Origin of the sequence: Hydrogeniiclostridium mannosilyticum (assembly GCF_003268275.1) — a bacterium.
Classification (GTDB): domain Bacteria; phylum Bacillota; class Clostridia; order Oscillospirales; family Acutalibacteraceae; genus Hydrogeniiclostridium; species Hydrogeniiclostridium mannosilyticum.
On the sequence record NZ_QLYR01000001.1, the window covers coordinates 999,057 to 1,010,541 of the forward strand.

At 59.3% G+C, this 11,485-nt stretch carries 7 protein-coding genes and 1 tRNA gene; 4 read left to right on the plus strand and 4 right to left on the minus strand.

The window, feature by feature from the left end; translation table 11 throughout:
* Nucleotides 1–36 precede the first annotated feature (36 nt).
* The 3 genes from DPQ25_RS04710 to DPQ25_RS04725 all read right to left on the minus strand — a co-directional run bounded on the left by DPQ25_RS04710 (nucleotide 37) and on the right by DPQ25_RS04725 (nucleotide 6,780).
* On the minus strand, nucleotides 37–1,839 hold the full coding sequence (locus DPQ25_RS04710) for an oleate hydratase (RefSeq protein ID WP_242978220.1): 1,803 nt from the start codon (nucleotides 1,837–1,839) through the stop codon (nucleotides 37–39).
* Nucleotides 1,840–2,244: 405 nt separating this feature from the next.
* Nucleotides 2,245–4,122: a glycoside hydrolase family 13 protein gene (locus DPQ25_RS04720; RefSeq protein WP_112331980.1), complete on the minus strand. Its 1,878-nt coding sequence runs from the start codon at nucleotides 4,120–4,122 to the stop codon at nucleotides 2,245–2,247.
* Between the two features lie 228 nt (nucleotides 4,123–4,350).
* On the minus strand, nucleotides 4,351–6,780 hold the full coding sequence (locus DPQ25_RS04725; protein ID WP_177576839.1) for a glycogen/starch/alpha-glucan phosphorylase: 2,430 nt from the start codon (nucleotides 6,778–6,780) through the stop codon (nucleotides 4,351–4,353).
* Nucleotides 6,781–7,508: 728 nt separating this feature from the next.
* Between DPQ25_RS04725 and zapA the strand changes: the two genes are divergently transcribed.
* The 4 genes from zapA to DPQ25_RS04755 all read left to right on the plus strand — a co-directional run bounded on the left by zapA (nucleotide 7,509) and on the right by DPQ25_RS04755 (nucleotide 11,171).
* On the plus strand, nucleotides 7,509–8,033 hold the full coding sequence (gene zapA, locus DPQ25_RS04740; RefSeq protein ID WP_112331983.1) for a cell division protein ZapA: 525 nt from the start codon (nucleotides 7,509–7,511) through the stop codon (nucleotides 8,031–8,033).
* A gap of 182 nt (nucleotides 8,034–8,215) precedes the next feature.
* Entirely contained in the window at nucleotides 8,216–10,294 is a 2,079-nt protein-coding gene (locus DPQ25_RS04745; RefSeq protein WP_112332051.1) for a U32 family peptidase, read from the plus strand.
* Nucleotides 10,295–10,365: 71 nt separating this feature from the next.
* Nucleotides 10,366–10,806, plus strand: coding sequence for a dUTP diphosphatase (gene dut / locus DPQ25_RS04750; RefSeq protein ID WP_112331984.1), 441 nt, complete (start codon nucleotides 10,366–10,368; stop codon nucleotides 10,804–10,806).
* A 288-nt stretch (nucleotides 10,807–11,094) separates the two neighbouring features.
* Nucleotides 11,095–11,171, plus strand: a tRNA-Arg gene (locus tag DPQ25_RS04755).
* A gap of 83 nt (nucleotides 11,172–11,254) precedes the next feature.
* On the opposite strand, the gene DPQ25_RS14605 is transcribed toward DPQ25_RS04755, so the two are convergent.
* Nucleotides 11,255–11,395 carry a hypothetical protein gene (locus DPQ25_RS14605; RefSeq protein WP_177576840.1) on the minus strand — a complete coding sequence of 47 codons (141 nt, stop codon included), beginning with the start codon at nucleotides 11,393–11,395 and terminating at the stop codon, nucleotides 11,255–11,257.
* Nucleotides 11,396–11,485: the final 90 nt, after the last annotated feature.

Sequence of the window (11,485 nt, forward strand, 5' to 3'; positions counted from 1 at the left end):
TTTCAGCCCGTGAGGCGGCGCGCCCCCTGCTGTTTCCTATTGGCAGAATTTTTTCAGCGCCCTCAGCAGCACCGCGGGGTTTTTATAATAGGCTGAAACCGGGCACACGGGCAGCCGGGCGCCTGTCAGCGCATAAGCGGCCAAACGGGCGGAGCGGACGGAATATTCCTCGGTAAACACCATGTCCGCCGGGATCTCGACAAACTGGCCGATCATGGCAAAGTTCACGCTGTTCTCCGGCGGCACCGGGGGACGGTCCGCCAGTTTATGCGGCTGGAATTGGGCGTCAATATACGGCATACGGCAGGGGACGACATCGACGATGTCGCTTTTAAGCTCCTCCAGCTCCTGCTCCAGATGCAGATGGTGCGCAAGCTCGGTGAGAATTTCCTCCCCGGTGCATTCATTCATGGTCTTTTTCACATAATCCCCATATTTATCCGCATAAAGGCCATATCCCCAGAAAACGGTCGTATCCATGGGCTGATCCTTAAAATGCGGCTGTGCTGCCACCACAATGCTCATCAGCCAATTGGAGTCGCAGAACGTCATCAGCGCGCCGCTGCCCGGTACATTTCCTGAGAAGGACTCAATTTTCTTGAGCAGGCGGTTTCCCTTGCAGGTCACGGTAAAGCTTAGCCAGCCGGTCTCATGCTCATGGCAGAAAAAGGGCTCCGGGTCGCCAAGCCCCGGGCGCTTCTCCGCAAGCCGCGCCCACAGCTCGCCCGATGCTGGCCGCCCCTCCGGGGCTGGAGCGGGCGTGCGGTAATCGCCCAAGGTGGCATTGTCCGTCATGCACCCGTTGGTCACAAAGCACAGGTCCCCGGCCGCGAGCGCTTGCACCCGTTCAAAGCCCTGAGAATCCCGCAGATGCAGCGCCGTCGCCGTCAGCGCATCGCCGGGGGCGAAATCAACATCCGTTACCGTTGTACCGAGCACAAACTCGACGCCGCGCTCCTCCAGGTAGCGCTTCAGCGGCAGGATAATGCTCTCGTATTGATTATACGGCGTCCGCGTCACGCCCTCCAGCGTTTCAATGCGCCCGAACTCAAAAATCATACGCAGCAGGTAACGCCTAAATTCAAACAGGCTGCTCCATTTCTGAAAAGCAAAGGTCGTCTGCCACAGGCGCCAAAAATTTGTGCTGAAAAAGTGCGGCGTCTCCCGGAACCAATCCTGAATCGAGAGGCCGTCCAGGCTTTGCTCCGGCGCCATCAGCAAACGCGCCAAAGCAAAGCGGTCCTCCCTGTTGAAGCCCATGCCGGTTACCGCTAAAATCTTTCCATCCCGGCCGACAAGCCTGGCCCGCGCATAGGTGGGGTGGGCCCGGTCGAAATTCAATATTTCCTCCGTAACGCTGCGGTCAGGATTTTCCAGGGACGGGATGGAGGAAAAAAGCTCCCAAAAATTTTCATAGGTCTCCTCATTGAGCATCCGCCCGCCGCGGATGACAAAGCCGTGTGTGCCGTCGCCCGAGCCGTCATTTGACCCGCCCAAAACCGGAAGGCGCTCATAGATGTGGATGCGTTCGCCGGTAAAGCCGCAGTCGCGCACCAGGTAAGCGGCCCCGGCCAACGACGCCAGCCCGCCGCCGGCAAAATAAGCATCCCCGCTCGGGCTGCGGCGCGGCACCTCCTGTACCGCGTCCTCATCACCGCCAAAGAGCGCCTCCCAGGCCTGCTGGTCCTCCTGTTCACCCTCCCCGAGGGGGCGGCCTTCCATTTTTTTGCGCCCTTCTTTTTGTGCCATGAGCGCCCCGGCGGCGCCGGCGGCCGCCAGGCCCGCCACAGCGCCGGCGACAACGCCGGCTATCAAAAAGGCTTTATCATGATCCTTCATTTTTATCCGTTTCCTTTCTTCCGCCGCTTCTCTCGTTTATCCCACGCCTCAGCGGCAAAATTAACGCAGCCGTACCCGCACGGCGGTGCCGAATCACGGCAGTGCCGAAGCACGGCGGTCTCGCCATTAGTTTCCGGCAATCCGCGGAGATTATGCAGGCAAAGTGGAAATAACGGAACGAATGCCCCTATTCCGGCTAAAGCCGGAATAGGGGCTGCTGAAAAGCTTCTTTCGGGGCGTGCTTCAAATAAAAAGCTTTTTTCCAATCTAAAAAAACAACGGGAGCCTTTTTCGCGGCGAAGAATAGGCCGGGAATACGAACGGTCCGGGCAGGGCGCGGCCTAAAATGATTTATTCTCATTAAAATTTAAGCCGGAGGCCGCATTCCGCAGGTGGCGGGACGGATCAATCCGGCTCAAGATATAATAAAATACAGCTGTTCCCCTCCAGCCACAGCTTCGAAGCAGCGGGCCGGGTCTGCCGCCCGCCGGAGGACAACAGCACGCGCGCGGCGCTCCACCTCTCCTCCAGCTGAAGCGTGCGGCGCTCCGGCCCACGGTTGACGGCGCAGAGCAGCGCGCCTGTCGTGTCCTGGCGGCAATAGGCAAGCAGTCCGCCCTCCGCGGCAATCGGGTAAAAAGCGCCCTCTTTCAGGCAGGGACATGACGCGCGGATTCCTCCAAGCGCACGGTACCATTCCGTCAGCTCCCGGTCCTCCCGCCCCCAGGGAAAGGTGCGGCGGTTAAACGGGTCGCGGCAGCCCTCCAGTCCGGCCTCATCGCCGTAATAGATGCAGGGAACACCCGGAAGCGTAAATTGAACCGCAGCGGCTAAGCGCAGGCGCAGCAGCGCGAGGCCGCGTTCCTCCGGCGACAGGCGGGCGGAGCTCTGCCATGCGCGCCCGCGCCCGTCCAGCGCCATGCCGCCCAACAGCGTAAGCGCACGCTCGGTGTCATGCGTGCCGATGTGGTTCATCAACAGGCGCAGCGCCTGGGGCGGGTAATTTTCAACCACAGAGAGAAAAACCTCCATGGCCTCTTCCGCCGGCCGGCCGGTTAAATAGCCGAGAATCGCGGCCCGGTACGGGTAATTCATTACACTGTCCAGCTGCCCGCCGAGCAGGTAGCGGCGGCGCTGGCCATAGGCGGCCTTATTGGAGGCATCCTCCCAGACCTCTCCCAGAACCAGCGCATCGCCTTTCTCAGCCCTTGCCGCCTCATGCAGCGCATCGAGAAACGCGTCCGGCAGCTCGTCGGCAACATCCAGGCGCCACCCGGCGGCCCCAAGTGCAAGCCATTTACGAACCACACCCGCCGGGCCGTTGATAAAGGCGTTAAAGGTGGGCTCCGTCTCCCGCACATTGGGCAGGGTCTTGATTCCCCACCAGCATTTATAAACGCCGGGCCAGCTGGTAAACTCATACCACCCGGCATAGGGAGACTGCCGAGACTGGCAGGCCCCGTCCGGCGCATAGCGCCCCAGGCTGTTGAAATAGACGCTGTCGCTGCCGGTATGGCTGAAAACGCCGTCCAATAAAATGCGGATCCCGCTGCGCCGCGCGGTCCGGCACAGCGAGACGAAATCCGCCTCGTTCCCCAAAAGCGGGTCGATTTTCTCGTAGTCGGCGGTATTATAGCGATGGTTGGAGTGGGCCTCAAAAATAGGGTTGAGGTATATGCAGGTGACGCCCAGCGCCGAAAGATAGGGCAGCTTTTCCTCAATGCCGCGCAGGTCGCCGCCAAAATAATCGGAATTGGTAATCTCGCCCTTTTCGTCCGGCCGCCATTCGGGCTCCTCCGTCCAGGCTGCATGCATCCTCCGGTCCGCAGGAACCGCGCTCTTCGGCGTGCCGGAGCTGTAAAAACGGTCGGGGAAAATCTGGTAAATGACACCGCCGGCCAGCCAGTCCGGCGTTTTCAGCTCCGGGCTGTAGGCCGTTATCTGCCAGGGGGCGCCGGCGCCGGCCAGCGTACTTTTCCCGCCGCCGTTTGGGGCGCGGAAAAGCCCGACGGCGCCCCGGCCGGTCTCCAGGCTAAAGTGGTAAAAGTAAAGGCCCGCCGCGGGGACCTGGAAGTCGCACTCCCACCACTCCCGGTCATCTCCATCCATTCCGCACCAGAACATCCCCAGCGTCACGCGTTCGCCGGTTTGGTCGCAGAGGATCTCCGTTCGGGCGGCGGAGCAGCGCAGCCCGCGCGGGGGATTGATTTTGAAATGAATTGTTTGCCCGGCGGGGACAGCGCCGACGGGATTGCGAAAAACCGGATTCATCGAATCAAACATGTCAGGCCTCCTTAACCGCTCTATGGGGTATTTTAACCTCTCCGGAGCAGTTGCCGCACCCCCTGCGGGGCAAGAGGCGCTCCGCGCTTTGCGCGGGAGTGGCTGCGCACCGGGCGGCGCTTTTTGACCGTCCCTGAACCGGCAACTGCCGGACCAGGGACAATGAAGGCCACAGGCCCCCTCCGGTTTTCTGGGGCCCATGGCTTCTTATCTTTCTTATACAGCTGTTCAGCCTTTTTTGTTTACCGGGATCTGTGGAATGGGATCTGCATGCCAGATGTTCTGCGCGTATTCCCGGATGGCGCGGTCCGCCGAAAAACGCCCGGCCTTGGCGATATTCGTCAGGCACATCCGGTTCCAGACCTGCCGGTCCCGGTAAAGGGCCTCCGCCCTTTGACGGGCCTGCGCGTAGGCGTCGAAATCCGCCAGCACCATGTAGGGGTCCGACCCCCGCAGCGAGCTGGCAAGATCCTTGTAATCCATGCCGCCGAAGCCGTTCTCCATCAGCTGGAGCGCCTGCCGGATGACCGGGTGGTTATTCGCCAGCTCTCCCGGGCGGTAGCCGCTTTGCCTCAGGGCCTCGGCCTGCTCGGTTGTCATGCCGAAAAGAATGATGTTCTCGTCGCCCACGGCCTCGTGAATTTCAACGTTTGCACCGTCCAATGTACCGAGCGTCACCGCCCCGTTGATCATAAACTTCATATTGCTGGTACCGCTGGCCTCCGTTCCCGCTAGGGAAATCTGCTCGGAAATATCCGCGGCGGGAATCAGCAGCTCCGCCAGTGTAACGCGGTAATCCTCGACATAGACGATCTTCAGCTTCTCCCTGACCGCCGGGTCCGCATCAATCATCTCCCCGAGTTTTACAATAAAGCGGATAATCTGCTTGGCAAAATAGTACCCGGGCGCGGCCTTGGCGCCAAAGATGAAGGTTCGCGGGGTAAAATCGGCCTGGGGGTGCTCCTTCAGCCACAGATAAAGGCTGAGGATATGCAGCGCGTTGAGATGCTGGCGCTTATATTCGTGCAGGCGCTTGACCTGAATGTCAAAGATGGAATCGGGATTCACCACGGCGCCATACGCCTTTTTGAGATAGCCGGCCGCGCGCTGCTTGTTCTCGCGCTTGACCTGCTCCAGCTCCCGCAGCGCCGTGCCGTCGTTCGCCAGCGGCAGCAGCTTTTCCAATTGGGCCGCGTCGGCCAGGTACCCGCCGCCGATATGCTTTTCCAAAAAAGCCGCGAGGCCGGGATTGGCCTGGGCAACCCAGCGGCGGTAGGCAATGCCGTTGGTGACGTTGGTAAACTTGCCGGGCATCTCCTGGTAAAAGTCCCGAAAGACGGTTTCCTTTAAAATCTCACTGTGCAGCGCCGAAACACCGTTGACATGGTGCGCGCCGACAACGGCGAGGTTTGCCATTTTGACAAACCCGTCGTTCAGCGGAGCCATGCGGCCCACCTTGTAGCCATCCACACCCCTGCCGTGCATGTCGGCGCAGAAACGGCGGTTGATCTCCTCCACAATCTGGTAGATCCGCGGCAGCCGCAGGCGGAACAGATCCTGATTCCAGCACTCCAGCGCCTCCTTCATCACCGTGTGGTTGGTGTAGGCAACCGTGCGGCTGACGATATCCCAGGCCGCCTCCCAGCCATAGCCGCACTCGTCGAGCATGATGCGCATCAGCTCGGGAACGGCGAGCACCGGGTGGGTGTCATTAAGGTGGATAGCCGTCAGCTCCGGCAGGCTGTCGAGTGTGCCGTACTCGAACAGGTGGCGCCGGATGATGTCCTGAATTGTTGCGGAAACCAGAAAATACTGCTGGGAAAGACGCAGGCTCTTTCCCTCCGGGTTGTTATCCTCCGGGTAGAGGACCTTGGTGATGACCTCCGCCATAGCGTTTTGCTCCACAGCGCGCAGATAGTTGCCGGAGTTAAAGGTTTTCATGTCAAAATCCGACGACCGTGCCGCCCACAGGCGCAGCTTGCTGACAGCGCGCCCATCCTTGCCGGAGATACACATGTCATACGGCACGGCGAGCACCTTGGTGTAATCCTTATGGTTGACGGTGTGGTGGTTGTCGTACCAGGCCTCCTCCACATGGCCGTCAAAATGGACTTCAACCGCTTTTTCCGGCGCCTCCTGCAGCCAAACCTTGCCGCCCGGCAGCCAAAAGTCCGGCAGCTCGGTCTGCCAGCCGTCCACCAGCTTCTGGCGGAAAATTCCGTACTCATAGCGCAGCGAATACCCCATGGCGGCATAGCCCTGGGTGGAAAGGCTGTCTAAAAAGCAGGCCGCCAAACGCCCCAAGCCGCCGTTGCCCAGGCCGGCGTCCGGCTCCTGATCATAGAGCGCATCCAGCCTTACCCCCAGCGTGCGCAGCGCTTCGCGGGCACTTTCCTCCAGGCCCAGGTTGAACAGGTTGTTTTTCAGGGAACGGCCCAGCAAAAATTCCATGCATAAATAATAAACCTGCTTCGTATGCGTCGCCTTTGCGCGCTTCTCCGTCTCGCTGCGCCCCCTGCGCATAAGGTCCGACACCACCAGGGCAACGGCCTTGTAATAGGTCTCATCGCCGGCGTTTTCGGGCGTCACACCAAAGGTGTGCAGCAGGTGATCGATGATTTCTTCCCGGAACCGTTCCGCTGTCAGGTGGTAGTTCATGGTATCAGCCTCCATTCTATGGGTCATAGCCGCTGCCGCGGCGCCCTGCGGGCCCCGTACAGCGGAAAATCTGCGTATCTTTATTGCATCAAGCCGGGCCGGGCGGATTTTTCTCCGCACAGAAGGCCTGCGGGGCGCGCCCCGCGTGGAATCTCAATACCCTTTAATTCCTGAATAAAGGATATGTATAGTATATACTAATTTTTCCCATATTCAAGTAAAATGCCGGAGAAGGAGGAATTAGCAAAAATAAACGAAAATAAATGAATATACAGCGTTTTTTTACGAATCTCCTTTTAACTCCGGCAAAAATTTATTATCACCTTAAAACAGGTTAAATTTATGCAAAATATCTAATTTGTTTATTTAGCACGCCAGCTTCCTGCAAGCGCCGGACGCTGTGTCGGACAGCAGCGGTCCCGAAAAATATCCCGCGGCTTACCGGTCCAGGGGGCCCAAACAGCCCTGCGGCAGGGCGGAATGGCCAAAATTCTTACTTGAAGTCCGCCCCAACGGCACCACACGGGCTGCGCGCGGCGGGTTTTTCGGCTTTATTTTGCGCAAAAATAAAAAGGGGCTTTTTTCTTGCTATAAAATAGATTATAATAAATGGAAAGGAAATGTGACAGGGAAGCGGACGGGCCTATGGATTCCCGCTGAAATAAATGCCGAAAAATGAAAAAGCTAAAAATCTAAGAAGCCAATTGGCCGGGAGAGGATGAAGCGTTTTGAGTAAAAACCGGATTAAATTAAATATTTGCGGAATGGACTGCGTACTAAGCTCTGAGGACGGAGAGGCTTACGCGCGCGACATGGCGAAAAAAGTGGAAAATTTTATCGGGCGGCTCATGGAGGCGAACCCCCGCATTTCATTGAGCATGGCCGCGGTGATTGCCGCGCTGAATTTCTGTGACGCGGCGCAGAAGGCAAGCGACTCGGCGGACAACCTGCGTACACAAATCAAGGATTATCTGGAGGATTCCTCCCATGCCCGCATGGATGCCGATGAATCCCGCAAGGAGATCGAGCGCTTGAAGCGGGAAATCCAGACGCTGCGGGGGCGCCTGAACGCTCCGGCGGCACAGGAGCCCATTCAGCGCCCGGCAGGCGGCGGCCCGGCGGCTCCTGTTTCGCCCGGTGTTTCGACCGCGCGAAGCGTACCGGCCCCTGTCGAGCAGCCTAAGGCCGTCAAACCGCCGGAGGGCCAGCAGAATTTTATGGATTTTTTTGAGAAGGACCTCTCCGAGGAATAAATCCTCCTGTTTAATGGAATGTAAGCGGGACTTGCGTGCCGCCTTCGCCCCGCCCTTCTAAGCGGCGCGGCAAGGACCGGCGTACAGGTCCTGTTTTTTATCAGCAGAAGCCGCCGGAAAATTCCGGCGTTTCCCTTTACCACGAGAAGCATTGTGACAGCCTGAAAGGAGTGTGTGCTGAAATGGAGATATTGGCTCCCGCCGGTTCGCCGGAGAGTCTAACCGCCGCGGTGCGCGCCGGGGCGGATGCGGTCTATTTGGGCGCTTCCTCCTTTTCCGCGCGGGCCAATGCGCACAATTTTGACAACGAAGCGCTGGCGGAGGCGGTGCGCTACTGCCACGCGTACGGCGTCAAGGTCTACCTCGCAGTCAACACGGTTTTGCGCGACGAGGAACTGCCCGCCGCGCTGGAGCTAGTTGCCTATGCCTGCCAGCTGCCGGTAGACGCCGTGCTGGTGCAGGACATGGGCCTGTTCCGCCTAATCGGCCGGGCAGCGCCGGGCCTGCCTCTCCACGCTTCCACGCAAATGAGCATTCACACGCCGGCCGGGGCACGCGCACTGCAGCAAGCCGGGGCCACACGCGTCGTTCTCTCCCGGGAATTGTCCCTGCGGGAGATGAAAGGCATTGCCGCCAATGCCAGTGTGGAGCTTGAGGCCTTTGTCCACGGCGCCCTGTGCATGTCGGTCTCTGGACAGTGCTATTTCAGCGCCATGCTGGGGTCCCGCAGCGGCAACCGCGGCCTGTGCGCCCAGCCCTGCCGCCTGCCCTTTCAGGCGGAGGGCGGCACTGGGCACGACCTCAGCCTGAAGGATCTTTCCATGGTCGAACGTGTCCGAGAGCTGGAGGCCGCCGGTATCTGCTGCGCCAAAATCGAAGGACGGATGAAGCGCCCGGAATATGTGGCGGCGGCTGTCAGCGCCTGCCGCCACGCGGTAGACGAAGGCGCGGCGCCGCCCGCTCTGCTCAACAGCCTGCGGGCGGTTTTTTCCCGCTCCGGTTTTACCACCGGCTACCCAGACGGCCGGTTGGGCCGGGAGATGTTTGGAACGCGGCAGAAAGAGGATGTCGCCGCGGCGACAAACCAGGTACTTTCCGGCCTGCGGGGGCTCTATAAATCCGAACGGCGGCGGGTGCCGGTTCATTTTTTTCTGGACATACGCCGGGGGCTGCCGTCCAGACTGATTGTCCGGGATGCGGAGGGGTATGAAGCCGCGGTGGAAGGAGAGATCCCGCAGCCGGCGCTGAACCGTCCACTGGACGCGGCCTTTTGTGAAAAACAGCTCGGCAAAACCGGCGGAACACCATTTTTGCCTGCCGAATACACCTGTAAGATTGACGAAGGCCTCTCCCTGCCAATTCCCATGCTGAATGGGCTGCGGCGAGAGGCGCTGAAGAGGCTGGAAACGGCGCGGCGGCAGCGTCCGCCGGTTTCCTTCCACGCGCCGGTCCTCTTGGCACAGGGGCACGCCTCAAGCCCGCCGCGCCCAGTGCCCGCCAGACTGCCGCTGCGGGGCCGGTTTCCGGACGATTCCCTGCCGGATGCAGCCCGAGCGCTCGAATGGTGCTATCTGCCCTACACACTCCCCTCGGAGCGCTTCCAGACACTCACGGCAGCGGGTTACCGCATCGCCCTGGAGCTTCCGCGCGGGCTGTTTGGCCTTGAGGATGCCGTCGCCGCCCAGCTGACACATCTTTGGCAGGCTGGAGCGCGCGACGTTTGGGCAGGTAATATCGGCGCGGCACAGCTGGCAAAGGAGCTTGGCTTTACCGTCCACGGCGGTTTTTCCCTCAACCTTCTCAACGGGGAGGCGCTGGCATGGTACCGGGAATTCGGCCTGGCAGACGCGGAGCTCAGCTTTGAGCTCACACTGCGGCAGGCTGCTGCCATCGGAGACACGTTGAAGCGCGGGCTGCTGCTCTACGGGCATCTCCCCCTGATGCTGACGCGAAATTGCCCGGCCGCCAACGGCCCGGGTGGGTGCCGTCATTGTAAGGCCGCTGGAAAGACCGCCGTGCTTACCGACCGTCGCGGCGCGGCCTTCCCCGTGCAGTGCTTCGGCGCTTGCAGCGAGGTGCTGAACACCGTACCGCTGGAGATGAGCGACCGGCTGGCGGAGGTTCAAAACATCGATTTCGGCGTACTTCGCTTTACCGTGGAGGCTCCGGCTGCGCGGGCGGCTGTCATCCAGCGGTACCTGACGGCACAGCCGCCGGAAAAAGAATACACACGCGGCCTTTATTACCGCGGAATTGAATAAACGGTACGGTGCGGGCAGCAGATTCCGGCCGCATGCCCGCATCTCAGTGAAAAGGAAAGGAAGATTTGCCTATGGAGACCATTCAAATTAAACGGCTGCGGGAAGACGCCGTATTGCCGAAACGCGGCAGCGCAGGCGCCGCAGGTATGGACCTGTGCGCCTGCCTGGAGAAGCCGCTGACGATTGAACCGGGGGCCCTGTGCAAAATCCCCACGGGCATCGCTATTGCACTGCCAAACGAAAACTGCGCGGCCTTCTTATTCGCGCGCAGCGGCCTGGGCGTGAAGCACGGTATCTGCCTCTCTAACGGTGTGGGCGTTGTCGACAGCGATTACCGCGGGGAAATTCAGGTAGGCCTGTGCAACATCGGGCGGGAAGCCTACACTGTACAGCCCGGTGAGCGGATCGCCCAAATGGTCGTGATGCCGGTCTGTATGTTCCCACTGACAGAGACTGGCACGCTGGACGAAACCGAACGCGGCAGCGGCGGGTTCGGCTCTACTGGACGCTGACCGGATGCCGCCGGGCCTGCAAGCCGTACGGCATAAAATAAAAAATTCCCGCTCGTGGCAACAAGAGCAGGAATTTTTCGTGCGCCCGTCTTGTTTTCTGCGGACCGCAGCCTATGTTCTCCTTTTGACAGCTCCTGCTTTATGAGCATGATACTATTGAGGCAGCCGTGCTGTCACCCGCCAAATTCTGGCGGCAAAATATTTAAACGACAAAAAGCAAAAATGGACTTGCTTTTTCTTCGCAATTGTGCTATTATATATCAGCAGTCTCAAAAAGGCTGCGTTTGTGCGCTCGTAGCTCAGCTGGATAGAGTGCTTGACTACGAATCAAGAGGTCGCGGGTTCGAGTCCCTCCGGGCGCGCCAGAAATAATCGCATAAGACAGCCGTTTTACGGTGGTCTATGCGGTTATTTTTTTGCCTGAAGGCGCCCGGTGACTACCTTTTGACTACTTTTTGATTTCTTCCAGCTCCTTGACTTTGTCCATCAGGACGCGGATTTGCCGGATGGCCTCTGTGAGCTCATCGTCATGGGCATACACCAAACGGGTTATCGTGTCGTTATCAAGAGGGGCAATATTATTTTCCAAAAGCTTTCACCTCGTTTTCTTACCCCTCTGGAAAGTTTTACCATAGCTTTATTATATCCCATGATTTATTTCCGGCTAATTTCAGTGAAA